The sequence below is a fragment of the Dietzia sp. CQ4 genome (assembly GCF_014145125.1).
Classification (GTDB): domain Bacteria; phylum Actinomycetota; class Actinomycetes; order Mycobacteriales; family Mycobacteriaceae; genus Dietzia; species Dietzia natronolimnaea.
The window spans coordinates 1-18,127 of sequence record NZ_JAALDZ010000094.1; the positions used below are offsets into that span (position 1 = coordinate 1).

At 69.9% G+C, this 18,127-nt stretch carries 11 protein-coding genes and 1 pseudogene; all 12 read left to right on the forward strand.

The window, feature by feature from the left end:
- A partial coding sequence (locus tag G6031_RS06350; protein ID WP_182652791.1) for a hypothetical protein occupies positions 1-539 on the forward strand: 539 nt, incomplete at its 5' end.
- Between the two features lie 413 nt (positions 540-952).
- The gene (locus G6031_RS06355; RefSeq protein WP_182645097.1) at positions 953-4,462 is read left to right on the forward strand and encodes a DNA-directed RNA polymerase subunit beta; all 3,510 of its coding nucleotides are present in this window, start codon (positions 953-955) and stop codon (positions 4,460-4,462) included.
- Between the two features lie 123 nt (positions 4,463-4,585).
- Positions 4,586-8,545: a DNA-directed RNA polymerase subunit beta' gene (locus G6031_RS06360; protein ID WP_182640564.1), complete on the forward strand. Its 3,960-nt coding sequence runs from the start codon at positions 4,586-4,588 to the stop codon at positions 8,543-8,545.
- A 202-nt stretch (positions 8,546-8,747) separates the two neighbouring features.
- Positions 8,748-10,121: a glycosyltransferase gene (locus G6031_RS06365; protein ID WP_182652792.1), complete on the forward strand. Its 1,374-nt coding sequence runs from the start codon at positions 8,748-8,750 to the stop codon at positions 10,119-10,121.
- Entirely contained in the window at positions 10,115-10,834 is a 720-nt protein-coding gene (locus G6031_RS06370; RefSeq protein ID WP_182652793.1) for a class I SAM-dependent methyltransferase, read from the forward strand. The genes G6031_RS06365 and G6031_RS06370 overlap by 7 nt, the downstream gene beginning before the upstream one ends.
- Before the next feature lie 6 nt (positions 10,835-10,840).
- Positions 10,841-11,974: a prenyltransferase gene (locus G6031_RS06375; RefSeq protein ID WP_179525961.1), complete on the forward strand. Its 1,134-nt coding sequence runs from the start codon at positions 10,841-10,843 to the stop codon at positions 11,972-11,974.
- Between the two features lie 73 nt (positions 11,975-12,047).
- Positions 12,048-12,905 carry an LLM class F420-dependent oxidoreductase gene (locus tag G6031_RS06380; protein ID WP_179525960.1) on the forward strand — a complete coding sequence of 286 codons (858 nt, stop codon included), beginning with the start codon at positions 12,048-12,050 and terminating at the stop codon, positions 12,903-12,905.
- A gap of 76 nt (positions 12,906-12,981) precedes the next feature.
- Positions 12,982-13,881: an SDR family NAD(P)-dependent oxidoreductase gene (locus G6031_RS06385; protein ID WP_182652794.1), complete on the forward strand. Its 900-nt coding sequence runs from the start codon at positions 12,982-12,984 to the stop codon at positions 13,879-13,881.
- Between the two features lie 26 nt (positions 13,882-13,907).
- Positions 13,908-14,912: a pirin family protein gene (locus tag G6031_RS06390; RefSeq protein ID WP_347238450.1), complete on the forward strand. Its 1,005-nt coding sequence runs from the start codon at positions 13,908-13,910 to the stop codon at positions 14,910-14,912.
- Between the two features lie 2 nt (positions 14,913-14,914).
- On the forward strand, positions 14,915-15,370 hold the full coding sequence (locus tag G6031_RS06395) for a carboxymuconolactone decarboxylase family protein (RefSeq protein ID WP_179525957.1): 456 nt from the start codon (positions 14,915-14,917) through the stop codon (positions 15,368-15,370).
- A gap of 71 nt (positions 15,371-15,441) precedes the next feature.
- Positions 15,442-16,839: a sigma 54-interacting transcriptional regulator gene (locus G6031_RS06400; RefSeq protein ID WP_182652796.1), complete on the forward strand. Its 1,398-nt coding sequence runs from the start codon at positions 15,442-15,444 to the stop codon at positions 16,837-16,839.
- A gap of 82 nt (positions 16,840-16,921) precedes the next feature.
- A pseudogene (locus tag G6031_RS06405) lies at positions 16,922-18,127 on the forward strand (hypothetical protein); the annotation flags it as partial.

An 18,127-nucleotide genomic window follows, 5' to 3' on the forward strand; every position in this document is an offset into this window, starting at 1 on the left:
CGACGACCACTGCGGAGGCCGGGAGGCCGCCGGGCCGCGGGCTGCCCCGTGGTCGGGCGCTGGCGTACGCCGCGCTGGCGGTGGGCCTGGTGGCGGGAGCCACCGGTGCGTTCCTGGCCACGGAACCCGGTGTGGACGTCGACAACCAGGCGTTCGTCGATCAGGCCGTCACCGACGAGGTCCTGACGGCCGCGAGCACGAACGTGCAGCGTCTCGTCGCGATCGATCACGAGTCCCTCGACGAGTACCACGACTCGCTGGGGGAGTTCCTCACCCCGGCCCTCGTGTCCGAGCTGGACGAGAACTGGCCCGCGCTCCGCGACAGCTACGAGCAGTCGGCCACCGCCGTCGAGGCGCAGGTCCGCGAGGCGGGTCTGTCCTACCTCGACGGGGACAAGGCCGAGGTGCTTCTGGTGCAGGACGTCTCGATGACCCGTGACGGCGTCGCGGCCGGCAGCACCAGCGGCACCTACCTGGTCGGTCTCGACCGGATCGACGGGGTGTGGAAGCTGTCGCGGATCCCCGACCTGCCGTCCTGACGGGTCGGTGGAGAGGCGATCTCGAGCCGGACCGCGTCGGATCCTTGACGAACGGCCTCCGACCCGTCACCCTTTAGGGGCATCGGGCGATCAATTCGCCCGCCGGTGCGACGTCCCGACCGGGGGCCGATGAGGCGAGAGCCACGAGGGCAACCAGCGCAGGGACGGACGGCGCACCCGCCCGCGCACAGCCTCCGGGATCACTCCCGTTGACGGCTGGACTTCCGCGCCGCTATCTACTAGATTAGGTCGTTGCGCTGGCTGCTATTTGCACTCTCGTCCGTCCGTGACGGCTCGTCCCCGGTCCCACCGGGTGTTCTCCGAGTCCTCGATCGGGTCGGATCTGGGTGGATACCCGTCGGCGGACCGCTCGCAGATACATCTGTGGTCACCGCCCGTGGTGATCACGTGAGGTGCTGGAAGGACCCATCTTGGCAGTCTCCCGCCAGACCAAGTCAGTTTCCACCGTTCCCGGTGCGCCCCGGAGGGTCTCGTTCGCGAAACTCTCCGAGCCGTTGCCGGTCCCGGGACTGCTCGACCTCCAGACGGAGTCGTTCGAGTGGTTCATCGGGTCGGAGGAGTGGCAGAAGAGGGCCGCGTCACGCGGCGTCACGAACCTCGAGGGAGGCCTGGAGTCGATCCTCAGGGAGATCTCCCCGATCGAGGACTTCTCCGGATCCATGTCGCTCTCGTTCTCGGATTCGTACTTCGAAGAGGTCAAGGCCTCCATGGAGGACTGCCGCGAGAAGGACCGCACCTACGAGGCGCCCCTGTTCGTCACCGCCGAGTTCGAGAACACCGAGACGGGCGAGATCAAGTCGCAGACCGTCTTCATGGGTGACTTCCCGATGATGACGGACAAGGGCACGTTCATCATCAACGGCACCGAGCGCGTCGTCGTCTCGCAGCTCGTCCGCTCGCCGGGCGTGTACTTCGACCGGAGCCGCGACAAGTCCACGGAGCGCGACGTCCACTCCGTCAAGGTCATCCCGTCGCGTGGCGCGTGGCTCGAGTTCGACGTGGACAAGCGCGACACGGTCGGTGTGCGCATCGACCGCAAGCGCCGCCAGTCCGTGACCGTGCTGCTCAAGGCGCTCGGCTGGACCACCACCGAGATCAAGGAGCGCTACGGCTTCTCCGAGATCATGATGTCCACGCTCGAGAAGGACACGGTCGAGGACACGGACCAGGCCCTGCTCGAGATCTACCGCAAGCTGCGTCCGGGCGAGCCGCCGACCCGCGAGTCCGCGGAGGCGCTGCTGGAGAACCTGTTCTTCAAGGAGAAGCGCTACGACCTGGCCCGCGTCGGCCGCTACAAGGTCAACCGCAAGCTCGGTCTGCCGGATCCCGAGGGTGACGACACCACCACGCTCACGCGTGAGGACATCGCCGCCACCATCGAGTACCTCGTGCGCCTCCACGCGGGCGAGAGCTCGATGCAGGTCTCCGGTGGCCGCGAGGTCCCGGTCGACGTCGACGACATCGACCACTTCGGCAACCGCCGTCTGCGTACCGTCGGCGAGCTCATCCAGAACCAGGTCCGCGTGGGCCTGTCCCGGATGGAGCGTGTGGTCCGCGAGCGGATGACCACGCAGGACTCCGAGGCGATCACCCCGCAGTCGCTGATCAACATCCGGCCCATCACCGCCGCGCTCAAGGAGTTCTTCGGAACCTCCCAGATGTCGCAGTTCATGGACCAGAACAACCCGCTGTCGGGTCTGACCCACAAGCGGCGCCTGTCGGCCCTGGGCCCCGGTGGCCTCTCCCGCGAGCGCGCCGGCCTCGAGGTGCGCGACGTGCACGCCTCGCACTACGGCCGCATGTGCCCGATCGAGACCCCCGAGGGTCCGAACATCGGTCTGATCGGATCGCTCTCGGTCTACGCCCGGGTCAACCCGTTCGGCTTCATCGAGACCCCGTACCGCCGGGTCGTCGACGGCGCCGTCACCGACCAGGTGGACTACCTGACCGCCGACGAGGAGGACCGCCACGTCGTGGCGCAGGCCAACTCGGAGATCGACGCGGACGGCAGGTTCGTCGAGGACCGCGTCCTCGTGCGCAAGAAGCACGGTGACGTCGAGGTCGTCGCGGGTACGGACGTCGACTACATGGACGTCTCGCCGCGGCAGATGGTCTCCGTGGCCACCGCGATGATCCCGTTCCTCGAGCACGACGACGCCAACCGCGCCCTGATGGGTGCGAACATGCAGCGCCAGTCGGTCCCGCTCGTGCGTTCCGAGGCGCCGCTCGTCGGCACCGGCATGGAGCTGCGCGCGGCCGTGGACGCGGGCGACGTCGTCGTCAACACCCGTGCGGGCATGGTGGAGGAGGTCTCGGCCGACTTCATCACCGTCATGGACGACGACGGTGGTCGTCAGACCTACCGTCTGGCCAAGTTCGCGCGGTCCAACCAGGGCACCTGCTCCAACCAGAAGCCGATCGTGGACGAGGGGATGCGCGTCGAGGCCGGCCAGGTCCTCGCCGACGGACCCTGCACCGAGAACGGTGAGATGGCGCTGGGCAAGAACCTGCTCGTGGCGATCATGCCGTGGGAGGGCCACAACTACGAGGACGCGATCATCCTCTCGCAGCGCCTGGTGGAGGAGGACGTGCTGACGTCCATCCACATCGAGGAGCACGAGATCGACGCCCGCGACACCAAGCTGGGCGCCGAGGAGATCACCCGCGACATCCCCAACGTCTCCGACGAGGTCCTCGCGGACCTGGACGACCGTGGCATCGTGCGCATCGGCGCCGAGGTCCGTGACGGCGACGTGCTGGTCGGCAAGGTCACGCCCAAGGGCGAGACCGAGCTCACCCCGGAGGAGCGCCTGCTGCGCGCCATCTTCGGTGAGAAGGCCCGCGAGGTGCGCGACACGTCGCTGAAGGTGCCCCACGGTGAGTCCGGGAAGGTGATCGGCGTCCGCGTGTTCTCGCGTGACGACGACGACGACCTGCCCCCCGGCGTCAACGAGTTGGTCCGCGTCTACGTGGCGCAGAAGCGCAAGATCCAGGACGGCGACAAGCTCGCCGGCCGCCACGGCAACAAGGGCGTCATCGGCAAGATCCTCCCCGCCGAGGACATGCCGTTCATGCCCGACGGCACGCCCGTGGACATCATCCTCAACACGCACGGCGTCCCGCGTCGTATGAACATCGGTCAGATCATGGAGACCCACCTCGGCTGGCTGGCCAAGGCGGGCTGGGAGGTGCCCCGCGAGGCGGACGGTTCCCTCCCCGAGTGGGCGACCAAGCTGCCGGAGGAGATCTACAGCGTCGAGGCCGGCACCAACACGGCGACCCCCGTCTTCGACGGTGCGGCGGACACGGAGATCACCGGCCTGCTCGGCTGCACCCTCCCGAACCGTGACGGCGAGCGGATGGTCGAGGCCGACGGCAAGGCGACCCTGATCGACGGTCGGTCGGGTGAGCCCTTCCCGTACCCGGTGTCCGTGGGGTACATGTACATCCTCAAGCTGCACCACCTGGTGGACGACAAGATCCACGCCCGTTCCACGGGTCCGTACTCGATGATCACCCAGCAGCCGCTCGGCGGTAAGGCCCAGTTCGGTGGCCAGCGTTTCGGTGAGATGGAGTGCTGGGCGATGCAGGCCTATGGTGCCGCGTACACGCTCCAGGAGTTGCTCACGATCAAGTCCGACGACGTCGTGGGTCGCGTGAAGGTGTATGAGGCGATCGTCAAGGGCGAGAACATCCCAGAGCCCGGGATCCCGGAGTCGTTCAAGGTCCTGCTCAAGGAGCTGCAGTCGCTGTGCCTCAACGTCGAGGTGCTCTCCAGCGACGGCCAGGCGGTCTCCCTGGGCGAGGGCGCCGAGGACGACGACCTCGACCGCACCGCCGCGAACCTGGGGATCAATCTCTCCCGCGACGAGTCCTCGGCGGCAGACGAGCTGGCGCAGTAGGCGCCGGGGGCGTGCACCATCGGCGCCCCGCATCCGACTAATTCAGTTCCACCACGGCGGGCCCCACACCGGCCCCACCCCGCGAGGGGCCCGCCACCATCCCATACGGGAAAGGACGCCTACGTGCAGGACGTCAACTACTTCGACGAGCTGGTCATCAGCCTCGCGACCGCGGAGAACATCCGCAACTGGTCCTATGGCGAGGTCAAGAAGCCCGAGACCATCAACTACCGCACCCTCAAGCCGGAGAAGGAGGGCCTGTTCTGCGAGAAGATCTTCGGCCCCACCCGGGACTGGGAGTGCTACTGCGGCAAGTACAAGCGCGTGCGCTTCAAGGGCATCATCTGTGAGCGCTGTGGCGTCGAGGTGACCCGTGCCAAGGTGCGTCGTGAGCGGATGGGCCACATCGAGCTGGCCGCGCCCGTCACGCACATCTGGTACTTCAAGGGCGTCCCGTCGCGGCTCGGCTACCTGCTGGACCTCGCGCCCAAGGACCTCGACAAGATCATCTACTTCGCGGCCTACGTCATCACCGGCGTGGACAAGGACCTGCGCCACAACGAGCTCAGCACCCTCGAGGCGCAGATCCTCGAGGAGCGCAAGATCATCGAGGACGAGCGGGACTCGGACATCGAGGCGCGCGCCAAGAAGCTCGAGGCCGACCTGGCCGAGCTGGAGGCCGAGGGCGCCAAGGCCGACCAGCGCCGCAAGGTCAAGGACGGCGGCGAGAAGGAGATGAAGAAGATCCGCGAGTCGGCCCAGCGCGAGCTGGACCGTCTCGAGGAGATCTGGACCACCTTCACCAAGCTCGAGATCAACCAGATCATCGTGGACGAGGGCATCTACCGCGAGCTCGAGGACCGCTTCGGCGAGTACTTCGAGGGCGGCATGGGTGCCGAGGCGATCCAGTCGTTGCTGGAGAACTTCGACCTCGCGACCGAGGCCGAGAACCTCCGCGACATCATCCGCAACGGCAAGGGTCAGAAGAAGATCCGCGCCCTCAAGCGACTCAAGGTCGTCTCCGCGTTCCTGCGGTCCGGGAACCACCCGGCCGCGATGGTGCTCGGGGCCGTCCCGGTGATCCCGCCGGAGCTGCGTCCGATGGTCCAGCTCGACGGTGGGCGCTTCGCCACCTCGGACCTCAACGACCTCTACCGTCGCGTGATCAACCGCAACAACCGCCTCAAGCGACTGATGGACCTCGGTGCCCCCGAGATCATCGTCAACAACGAGAAGCGGATGCTGCAGGAGTCCGTGGACGCGCTGTTCGACAACGGTCGTCGTGGCCGGCCCGTCACGGGCCCGGGCAACCGTCCGCTCAAGTCGCTCTCGGACCTCCTCAAGGGCAAGCAGGGCCGGTTCCGTCAGAACCTGCTCGGTAAGCGCGTCGACTACTCGGGTCGTTCCGTGATCGTCGTGGGTCCGCAGCTCCAGCTGCACCAGTGTGGACTGCCCAAGCTCATGGCGCTCGAGCTGTTCAAGCCGTTCGTCATGAAGCGCCTGGTGGACCTCAACCACGCCCAGAACATCAAGTCCGCCAAGCGGATGGTCGAGCGTCAGCGCGACCAGGTGTGGGACGTCCTCGAAGAGGTCATCGCCGAGCACCCGGTGATGCTCAACCGCGCACCCACCCTGCACCGCCTCGGCATCCAGGCCTTCGAGCCGCAGCTCGTCGAGGGCAAGGCCATCCAGCTGCACCCGCTGGTGTGTGAGGCCTTCAACGCCGACTTCGACGGTGACCAGATGGCCGTGCACCTCCCGCTGTCCGCGGAGGCGCAGGCCGAGGCCCGCATCCTCATGCTGGCCTCGAACAACATCCTGTCGCCGGCGTCGGGCCGCCCGCTCGCCATGCCGCGTCTGGACATGGTGACGGGCCTGTATTACCTGACCCGCCTCGACGAGGGCGCCACCGGCGCCTACGTCCCGGCGGCGGAGGACGCCCCGGCCACCGGCGTGTACTCGAACCCGTCCGAGGCCATCATGGCCGTCGATCTGAAGGTGCTGGACATCCACGCGCCGATCCGGGTGCGGATGTCGCAGCAGCGGCCCCCCGCCGAGATCGAGGCGGAGCTGTTCCCCGAGGGCTGGACCCCCGGCCAGGAGTGGATCGCGGAGACCACGCTGGGCCGCGTCATGTTCAACGAGCTGCTCCCGGCGGACTACCCGTTCGTCAACGAGCAGATGCCCAAGAAGCGCCAGGCCGTCATCATCAACGACCTGGCCGAGCGCTACCCGATGATCGTCGTGGCGCAGACGGTGGACAAGCTCAAGGACACCGGTTTCTACTGGGCCACCCGCTCGGGCGTCACCATCGCGATGTCCGACGTGCTGGTCCCGCCGGCCAAGAAGGAGATCCTCGCCTCGTACGACGCCAAGGCGGCGCGACTCGAGTCGCAGTTCGGGCTGGGCAAGATCACCGACGAGGAGCGCAAGAGCGACCTGGTCAAGCTCTGGCAGGAGGCCACCGACGAGATCGGTCAGGCCATGGAGGCCAACTACCCGGACTCCAACCCGATCCCGACGATCGTCAAGTCCGGCGCGGCGGGCAACATGACCCAGATCCGTGCGCTCGCGGGCATGAAGGGCCTGGTGACGCGTCCGAACGGCGAGTTCATCCCGCAGCCCATCAAGTCCTCGTTCCGCGAGGGCCTGACGGTGCTCGAGTACTTCATGAACACGCACGGTGCGCGTAAGGGTCTGGCCGACACCGCGCTGCGTACGGCCGACTCGGGTTACCTCACGCGTCGTCTCGTCGACGTCTCCCAGGACGTCATCGTCCGCGAGACGGACTGTGGCACGAGCAAGGGCATCGAGACGGTCATCGCCCGCCGCGAGGTGGACGCGCACGGCGTCGAGACCGGCGTGCTCTCCCGGGACGAGCACGTCGAGACCTCGACGTTCGCCCGTACCCTCGCGGAGGACGCCGTCGACGCCTCCGGCGCGGTCGTCGTGGCCGCCGGCACCGACCTCGGTGACCCGACGATCGAGGCGCTCATCGCCGCGGGAGTGGAGAAGGTCAAGGTCCGCTCGGTCCTCACCTGCACCACGGGCACGGGAGTCTGCGCCACCTGCTACGGCCGTTCCATGGCGACCGGTCTGCTGGTCGACATCGGCGAGGCCGTGGGCATCGTCGCCGCCCAGTCCATCGGTGAGCCGGGCACGCAGCTGACCATGCGTACGTTCCACCAGGGTGGCGTCGGTGACGACATCACCGGTGGTCTGCCGCGTGTGCAGGAGCTCTTCGAGGCACGCGTGCCCAAGGGCAAGGCGCCGATCGCCGAGGAGGCGGGCCGGATCCGTCTCGAGGAGGAGGAGCGTTTCTACACGATCACGATCGTGCCGGACAACGGTGCGGAAGAGATCGTGTACGAGAAGCTGTCCAAGCGTCAGGGCCTCGCGCACATCATCCTCGAGGACGGGTCGTCCCGTCCGATCGTCGACGGCGACCACCTGGAGCGGGGTCAGGCCCTGCTCGAGGGGCCGGCGGACCCGCACGAGGTGCTGGCGATCCTCGGCCCGAACGGTGTCCAGAAGTTCCTCGTCGACGAGGTGCAGAAGGTCTACCGCGCACAGGGTGTGTCGATCCACGACAAGCACCTCGAGGTCATCGTCCGCCAGATGATGCGTCGCGTCGCGATCAACGAGTCCAACAGCACCGAGTTCCTGCCCGGTGCGCTGGTCGAGCGCGCGGAGCTCACTGCGGAGAACCGTCGCGTGCTCACCGAGGGCGGCTCGCCGGCCTCGGCGCGCCCGGTCCTCATGGGTATCACCAAGGCCTCGCTGGCCACGGACTCGTGGCTCTCGGCGGCCTCCTTCCAGGAGACCACCCGCGTGCTCACCGACGCCGCCATCAACCGGCGTTCGGACAAGCTCGTGGGCCTCAAGGAGAACGTCATCATCGGTAAGCTCATCCCGGCGGGTACCGGCATCAACCGGTACCGCAACTCGACGGTCGAGCCCACCGAGGAGGCCCGCGCGGCCGCCTACTCCATCCCGGACTACGGCGACGGCTTCTACGGTCCCGAGGACGGGTTCGGCGACGCCACCGGCGCGTCGGTCCGCCTGGACGACCTGGGTTACTGACCCGACCCGTCGGGTCGGTCACCGGCCGACCCGAACGAACACCGGACCCCCGGGCGCCCCGAGCGCCCGGGGGTCCGGTGCGTCGGCCCGGCCGTGTCGTCGCTGGCCGCGAACGTGTTCTAGACTTGCTCGATGTGCCCTGAGCCGCCGCGGTCCTCGCGGGCGGTCCGGGGCCGGATGACCGGAAGGGGGCGATCGAGAAGTGCGGATCGCACTGCTCTCGTACAGGAGCAAGCCACACGGCGGCGGGCAGGGCGTCTACGTCCGTCACCTGAGCCGTGAGCTGGCCGCACTGGGCCACACCGTCGAGGTGTTCTCCGGTCAGCCGTACCCGGAGCTCGACCCGGGGCCCACGCTCACCAGGGTGCCGAGCCTGGACCTGTACAACGACGCCGACCCGTTCCGCACGCCGCACCCGCGTGAGATCCGCGACAGGATCGACCTCCTCGAGGTGGCCACCATGTGGACCGCCGGCTTCCCGGAGCCGCGCACCTTCAGCCTGCGCGCGGCGCGGGCGCTCACGCCGCGGTTGGCCGACTTCGACGTGGTGCACGACAACCAGTGCCTCGGCAGCGGCCTGTTGACGCTCGAGGAGGCCGGGTTCCCGGTGGTCGCCACGGTGCACCACCCGATCACCCGGGACCGGGACCTCGCCATGAAAGAGGCCCCGCTGCGCAAGAAGCTCACGACCTGGCGCTGGTTCGGGTTCCTGGGCATGCAGATCCGGGTGTCCCGGAAGCTCGAGGAGATCATCACCGTCTCCAGCAACTCGGCCGAGGACATCGCCTCCGACTTCGGGGTGGACCCGGAGCGGATCGTGACGATCCCGCTCGGCGTGGACACCGACCGCTTCCACGACCGCCGCGACCGCGAGCCCGGACGCCTGGTCTGCGTGGCCAGCGCCGACCAGCCGCTCAAGGGCGTCCCCATCCTGTTGCGGGCGCTGGCGAAGGTCCGCGAGGAGCATCCCGGGGTGCGGCTCACCCTGATCTCCAAGCTCAAGCGCAAGGGGGAGGCCTCCAGGCTGCTGGACTCCCTCGGCCTGCGCGACGCGGTGGACCTGGTGTCGGGGGTCGACGACGACGAGTTGGCCGAGCTCGTGGGCACCGCCGAGATCTCGGTGGTCCCGAGCATGTACGAGGGCTTCTCGCTCCCGGCGGTCGAGGCCATGTCCAGCGGGTGTGCGGTGGTGGCCAGCCGCGCGGGTGCGCTGCCGGAGGTCGTGGGCACCGATGACTCGGCCGCCCGACTGGTCGCACCCGGCGACGTCGACGAGCTCGCCCGCCAGATCAGCGCGCTGCTGTCCGATCCGCTCGAGCGTCGACGCCTCTCGCAGGGTGGGCGGGAGCGTGTGATGGAGCGCTTCAGCTGGGCCGCCGTGGCCAGGAGGACCGTCGAGGTCTACGAGACGGCGATCGCCAGGGTCCGGGGCGAGACGCTCCCGGACCTGACCGTCGGTCCGGTCATCGGGCCGGACCAGACAGAGATTGACGAGCACGTCACCGACGACGTGCCCGAGGTGCTCCCGGGTTCCGGGGAGTACGACATCCGTGAGCAGGAGGACGCCGCATGCTGACCGCCGATTTCGCCCGTCTCGGGGTCACTCCCGGCACGCGAGCCATCGACGTGGGAGCCGGCCTCGGCCGACACACCTTCGAGCTGTACCGCCGCGGGGCCGACGTGACCGCCTTCGACCAGAACGCGGACGAGATGCGGCAGGTGACCGAGATGCTCGCCGCGATGGAGGCCGAGGGTGAGGGCCTGCCGGAGTCCAGGGGCGAGGCGGTGACCGGCGACGCGCTGAACATGCCCTACGAGGACGGCACCTTCGATCTGGTGCTCATCTCCGAGGTTCTCGAGCACGTCCCGGAGGACACCCGGGCGATCGCCGAGTTGGTGCGGATCCTCAAGCCGGGTGGGGTCGCCGCGGTGACCGTGCCGCGTGAGTGGCCGGAGAAGCTGTGCTGGAAGCTCTCGGACGCCTACCACTCCAACCCGGGCGGGCACTGCCGCATCTACACCGCCGAGGAACTGGGCTTCAAGCTCCGCGCCGCCGGCCTGGAGGTCACCGGCACCGGGTACGCGCACGCGCTGCACGCCCCCTACTGGTGGCTCAAGTGCGCCGTGGGTACGGAGAACGACGACCACCCGCTGCCCAAGGCCTATCACAAGCTCCTGGTGTGGGACCTGATGAAGGGCCCCTGGGTCACCCGGACCGCCGAGAAGCTGCTCAACCCGGTGATGGGCAAGTCCATCGTGTTCTACCTACGCAAGCCCGCGGAGGCCTGATCGTCCGTGCTCACCACGAACTCCGGCGTAGACCGGTCCCGTCCCGTCCCCAGCGTCCCGGGGGTCCTCGACGCCGACGCGGTGCGGGCCACCGGCGAGTGGATCGCCTCCGTGCAGCGACCGAACGGTGAGATCCCGTGGTTCACGGGCGGGCACACCGACCCGTGGGATCACGTGGAGTCGGCCATGGGCCTGTCGGTGGCCGGCCAGTGGGAGGCCGCCGAGAAGGCGTACGGGTTCCTGCGCGACACCCAGCGCGGTGACGGCTCCTGGCCGGTGCGGTGGCAGGACGGCGTGATCGTCGACGCGGACACCGACTCCAACTTCTGCGCCTACGTCGCGGTCGGGGTGTGGCACCACCACCTCGTCACCGCCCGGCCGGGATTCCTGGAGTCCATGTGGCCGACGGTGCGCAGGGCGCTCGACCTGGTCCTGACGTTCCAGGGCCCGGACGGTCAGATGTGGTGGGGTGCCGGTGAGGAGGGCTTCTGCGAGGAGGCGCTCATCACCGGTTCGTCGAGCGTCCACCACGCCCTGCGGTGTGGCGTGGCGATCGCCGAGGAGCTCGGGGGGACGGCCCCGGACTGGGACGCCGCCGCCGACTCCCTCGGACACGCCCTGCGGGCGCACCCCGAGTTGTTCACGCCCAAGACGGAGTTCTCGATGGACTGGTACTACCCGGTCCTCGGTGGGGTGATGGTGGGGGACCAGGCCCAGGACAGGCTGGACTCACTCTGGGACCGGTTCGTCGTCGACGGCCTGGGTATCCGGTGTGTGGACCACCGGCCCTGGGTCACCGGTGCCGAGACGTGCGAGCTCGTGCTCGCGCTCGAGGCCGCCGGGCGGCACGAGCAGGCGCTCCAGCAGTTCACCAACATGCAGCACCTGCGGGACACCGACGGCTCCTACTGGACCGGACTGGTCTTCGCCGACGGCAAGCGCTGGCCGGTGGAGCTGAGCACGTGGACCGGAGCGGTCATGCTGCTCGCGGCGGACGCCCTGTCGCGCACCACGCCGGGCAACGAGATCTTCCGCTACGTCTCGGACCACACCATGCAGCGGTTGCACCTCGCACCGGGTGATCCCGCCGACTGCGCCCCGGGCGAGGAGTGCCCGCCCATCGCGGCCGCCGTGCGCTAGTCTGTCGGGAACTGCCGCTGGACACCTGTCTGGTCAGGTGTCGGCCGGCGGCCCGACCGCACGAGGAGCGCCCATGGAATTCGGACTCACCCTGTTCACCAGCGATCGGGGGATCCGGCCGACCACGGCCGCCGTGGCCGCGGAGAACGCCGGGTTCTCGGCCTTCTACGTCCCCGAGCACACCCACATCCCGGTCCGGCGCGAGGCCGCGCATCCGGGCACCGGTGGGGCCGAGCTGCCCGACGAGCGCTACAGCCGCACGCTCGACCCGTGGGTCGCGCTCGCCGCGGTGTCCTCGGTCACCTCGACGATCCGCCTCGGCACGGCCGTCGCGATCCCGGTCGAGAGCGACCCGATCACCCTGGCCAAGACCATCGCCTCGGTCGACCACCTCTCGGGTGGCCGCACGGTGCTGGGGGTGGGGTACGGCTGGAACCTCGACGAGATGGCGGACCACAACGTCCCGCCCTCGCTGCGCCGCACCATGCTGCGCGAGTACCTCGAGGCCATGCGGGAACTGTGGAGCCGGGACGAGGCCGAGTACCACGGGCGGTTCGTGGACTTCGGTCCCAGCTGGGCCTGGCCCAAGACCGTCCAGGCGGGTGGTCCCCGCACCCTCGTCGGCGCCGCGGGCAACGAGAAGAACTTCAAGTGGATCTGCCGCAGCGCCGACGGCTGGATGACCACCCCGATCTCCCAGGACATCGCGGGGAGCGTCCGGCAGTTGCGGGAGCTGTGGGCGGAGGCCGGTCGCGAGGGGGAGCCGTACATCGTGGTGCTCGACGGCAAGCCGATCCCCGAGAAGATCGAGATGTACCGCGAGCTGGGGGTGCACGAGCTCGTCTACGGAACCCCGGACAGGTCCGAGGAGGAGGTGCTGGCCTACATCGACCGTCTGGCCGGCAAGCTCGGGCTGGCCGTCGGTACCTGACCGGGCGGGGCCGATACACCGGTTCCCGCGCCGAAGCCCCTGCCGGTGGCCCCGCCGCGCCGGTACCGTCGGCGGTATGACCTCCGCCTCCGCCTCGGACACCCCCGTCGTCGTCATCACCGGAGCCGGGGGCGGCCTCGGTGCCGCCACGGCCGCGCTCTACTCCGGCCGCGGGTGGCACGTCGTCGCCGCCGACCTCAGCGCACCCCCGGGCGGCGCGGGGATCACGCCCGTGGCGGTCGACGTCACCGACTCCGTGTCGCTCCGCGCGCTCGCCGACCGGGTCCGCGCGGACCACGGCCGCCTGGACGCGGTGGTCACCTTCGCCGGGATCCTGGGGATCGGGCCGCTCGCCGAGACCGACCCCGAGCGGGTCCAGCAGGTGCTCGACGTGAACGTCATGGGGACCGTCCGCACCGTGCACGCGATGTTCGACCTGCTCCGCGCGAGTAGCGGACGCGTGGTCCTCATCAGCTCGGAGACCGGCCCCCAGCACGGAATGCCCATGAACGGCGCCTACGCCATGAGCAAGCACGCCGTCGAGGCCTACGGGGACTCCCTGCGGCGCGAGCTCATGTTCCTCGGCCTCGACGTGGTGCTCATCCAACCGGGCCCGTTCCGCACGGGGATGACCGCCTCGATCCGGCGGCGCTTCCAGGAGTCGACGCTCCCGGGCTCGCCCTTCGCCGCCATGGCCGCCGTGATGGGGGAGATGGCGGCGGGGGAGGACGACAAGGCCACCGATCCCCGGGTCCTGGCGGAGGCCGTCTGGACCGCCGGGACCACCGCCCGGCCCCGTCACCGCTACGCCCTGAAGTGGGACCTCGGCCGCAGGCTCCTGGACCACCTCCCCGTCCCGGTGGTGGACAGGGCGCTCACGCTGGCACTGGGCGGCAGGATCAACGCCAAGCGGCTCGAACTGCGGCGCGAGGCGGCGGACACCCTCAGCGCCGCCGACGCGGAGGTGCGGCCGTGAGCAACCTCGACGCCCGTCCGGAGGAGATCGAGTGCGAGGCGGGCGGATCGCCCGGTGGACCCGAACCCGGGGGCGCCGCGGTGGAGATCATCACCTCCCGTGACGTCCCGCTCGGCGGGCCGCGGGCGATGACGGTCAGGCGGACGCTCCCGCAGCGACAGCGCTCCCTGATCGGCGCCTGGTGCTTCGTCGACCACTACGGGCCCGACGACGTCTCGGCCACCGGCGGCATGGACGTGCCCTCGCATCCGCACACCGGACTCCAGACCGTCAGCTGGCTCTTCGAGGGCAACGTGACCCACCACGACTCCGGTGACAACCACGCGGTGGTCCGGCCCGGCGAGGTCAACCTCATGACCTCCGGGGCGGGCATCTGCCACACCGAGGTCTCCACCCAGGACACGGGTGTGCTGCACGGGGTGCAACTGTGGACGGCGCTCCCCGAGCGGGACCGTGAGAGCACCGGCCGACGGTTCGAGCACCATGTCCCCGAGGCGGTGGAGTACGAGGGCGGATCCGCCCTGGTCTTCATCGGGTCGCTGCTGGGCTCGTCGTCGTCGGTCACCACGTTCACCCCCCTGCTCGGCGCGGAGCTCCGCCTGGATCCCGGCGCCCGGCTCACCCTCGACGTGGACCCGGAATTCGAGCACGGACTCCTGGTGGACGCCGGCGACATCACGCTCGAGGGCGTGACCGTCGCACCCGCCCAGCTGGGCTACACCGGTGTCGGCGAGACCACCCTGACCATCCACAACACCGGATCCACCCCGGCGCGGATGATCCTCATCGGCGGTACGCCGTTCGGTGAGGAGATCGTGATGTGGTGGAACTTCATCGGTCGCGGCCACGACGAGATCGTGCGCTACCGGCAGGAGTGGGAGGACGGGTCGGACCGCTTCGGCCGGGTCGACGGTTACATCGGGAGGAACCCCGACGGGCTCATCCGCCTCCCCGCGCCCACCCTGCCCGGCAGCGTGCTCACGCCGAGGGCGAACCCGGCCGCGCGGGCGCGGGCCGGGGAGGAGGTCTGATCATGGGTGTCCCGCAGCTGGACCGTGCCCAGCGTGAGGTCTACAAGCAGCTCGTCCGCACGGCGGTCGCCTCCCGGGAGGCGTCCACCGGTGCCGGGCTGGAGGAGTCGCTGCTCGAGCTGGTCAACATCCGTGTCTCCCAGCTCAACGGCTGCGCGGCCTGCCTGGCCACGCACGTGCCGGCCGCCCGGAAGGCAGGGGTCTCGCAGGAGCGCCTGGACCTGCTCCCGGCGTGGCGGGACATCGACGAGTTCGGCGATCCCGAACGGGCGGCTCTCCGCCTGGCGGAGACGCTCACGCGCCTGGACAGCGTCGACGAGCGCGGGGCGGCCACCGCCGCCGCCGCCGAGCACTTCGACGAGGACCAGCTCTCCGCGCTCGAGTGGTCGATCGTGTTGATCAACGCCTTCAACCGGGTCTCGATCGCCAGCGACCACCGGGTGCGCATCGAGGACTGATCCCGCGCCCGGGCGGGGTGCCGGGCCAGCGCCGGGAGCACGGGAGCCGCATCGGGACTACCGTGGGCGCTGTGAGCGAGAAGCCGGACGTCCAGACCCTCGGCGAACTGCGCGCCGCGGGGTACACCAGCCGCAGCCTGCGCGAGGAGATGCGCGAGAACCTCCTGGCGGGCCTGGCCGCGGGCCGCGATCCCTGGCCGGGGATGCACGGATTCGACTCCACGGTCATCCCGCAACTGGAGCGGGCGATCATCGCGGGCCACGACATCGTCCTGCTGGGCGAGCGCGGACAGGGCAAGACCCGCCTGCTGCGCACCCTGGTGGGACTGCTCGACGAGTGGTCGCCCGTCGTCGAGGGATCCGAGCTCGGGGAGGACCCGCTCGCGCCGATCACCACGGAGACGCGGGACCGGGTCACCCGGGAGGGGGACGCCCTGCCCATCGGCTGGCGACACCGGACCGAGCGGTACGTCGAGAAGCTCTCCACCCCGGACACCTCCGTGGCGGACATGATCGGCGACGTCGACCCCATGCGGGTGGCCGAGGGACGGCGCCTGGGCGACCCGGAGACCATCCACTACGGACTGGTGCCCCGCGCCAACCGCGGCATCGTGGCGCTCAACGAGCTCCCCGACCTGGCGGAGCGCATCCAGGTGGCCCTGCTCAACGTCATGGAGGAGCGGGACGTCCAGATCCGGGGTTACGTGCTCCGGTTGCCCCTCGACGTGCTGGTGGTGGCCTCGGCCAACCCGGAGGACTACACCAACCGCGGCCGGATCATCACCCCGCTCAAGGATCGTTTCGGCGCCGAGATCCGCACGCACTACCCGTTGGACCTGTCCGACGAGATCGAGGTCGTGCGGCAGGAGGCGGACCTCACGGCGGAGGTCCCGGACGCCCTGATGGAGCTGCTCGCCCGGTTCACCCGCGAACTGCGGACGTCGGACTCGGTCAACCAGGCCTCCGGCGTGTCCGCGCGCTTCGCGATAGCCGGCGCCGAGACCGTCGCGGCGGCGGCCAGGCGTCGCGCCGCCGTCCGCGGGACCGACGACCCCGGCGAGGCGGTGGCGAGGCTGGTCGACGTCGACGCCGCCGTGGACGTGCTCCGCGGGAAGATCGAGTTCGAGCCGGGGGAGGAGGGCCGCGAGCCGGAGATCCTCCGCTACCTCCTGCGCAGTGCCACCGTCGACGTGGTGCGCGAGATGTTCCGCGGTCTCGACCTGGCCCCGCTCGTGGAGGCGTTCGACGGCTCGGTGACCCTGACGACCGGCGCCAGCGTGACCGCGGCCGAGTTCCTCGAGGCCCTGCCCGAGCTCTCCGAGCCGGGCCTGTACGACCAGATCGCCGGACGCGCGGGCGCCACGACGGTGGGGCAGCGGGCCGGGGCGATCGAGTTCGCGCTGGAGGGGCTCTACCTCTCGCGGCGTCTGTCCAAGGAGACCGGGGACGGCGCCGCCGTCTACGGCTGACACCCCGCGGTGGCCGTACCCGCCGACCGGCCGATGAGGTCGACGGTGAGGGACGGGACGCCACCGGAGCAGGAGGTACGCGATGTCGCGAGATGAACCCCGCGCGCGGTACGGCCGCTACGTCGGCGGCCCCGACCCGCTCGCGCCCCCTCTCGATTTGTCCGAGGCGCTCGACGCGGTGTCCGACGGAGTGATGTCCGGATACTCGCCCGAGCAGTCGATGCGCGAGTTCCTGCGTCGGGGCGGACGAGGCCAGACCGGTCTCGACGACCTGGCCGGCAGGGTGCAGCGCCGTCGCCGTGAACTGCTCGAGCGAGGCCACCTGGGCGGGACCCTGGAGGAGGTGTCCGAGCTCCTGGACAAGGCCCTGCTGGCCGAGCGCGGGCAGCTCGCCCGGGACACACAGATGGACCCGATGGATCGCACCCTGCGCGAGATGACGATCGAGAACCTCCCGGACTCCCCGGCCGCGGCGGTCGGGGAGCTGGCCGACTACGACTGGGCCTCCACCGATGCCCGCGAGGCCTACCGCCGGATCCAGGACCTCCTCGGGGCGGAGGCGCTAGAGTCGCGGTTCGCCGGCATGAAACAGGCCCTGGAGAACGCGACCGACGACGACCGGGCGGCGGTGTCGGAGATGCTCGCCGACCTCACCGAGTTGCTCGACAAGCACGCTCGCGGGCAGGACACCCCCGAGGACTTCGAGCGCTTCATGGACAAGCACTCCGACTCCTTCCCGGAGCAACCCGCCGACATCGACGAGCTCATCGACGTCCTGGCCAGGCGCGCGGCGGCCGCGCAACGCATGATGCGGTCGATGACGCCGGAGCAGCGGGAGGAGCTGATGGCGCTCTCGCAGCAGGCGTTCGGCTCGCCGGAACTCATGGAGCAGCTCGGGCGCCTCGACGGCCTGCTCCAGTCGCTCCGGCCCGGCGAGGACTGGGACGGCTCCGCGGACTTCTCCGGCGAGGAGGGGCTGGGGTTCTCCGAGGGCGCGGCGGCCATGGCCGAGCTCGGCGACCTGGACCGTCTCGCCGAGCAGCTGGCGCGGGGCAGTGAGGGCTCGCCCCTGTCCGAACTGGACCTCGAGGCCGTGGCCCGTCACCTCGGTGGCGAGGCCGCCGTCTCCCTGCGCACGCTGGCGCGGCTCGAGCAGTCGATGCGCGAGTCGGGGTACCTGAGCAGGCGCCCCGACGGCGACCTGAGGCTGTCCCCGGCCGCCCTGCGCAAGCTCGGCGGTTCCCTCCTGCGCGACGCCGCCCGCCGGCTCTCGGGCCGCACCGGTGCC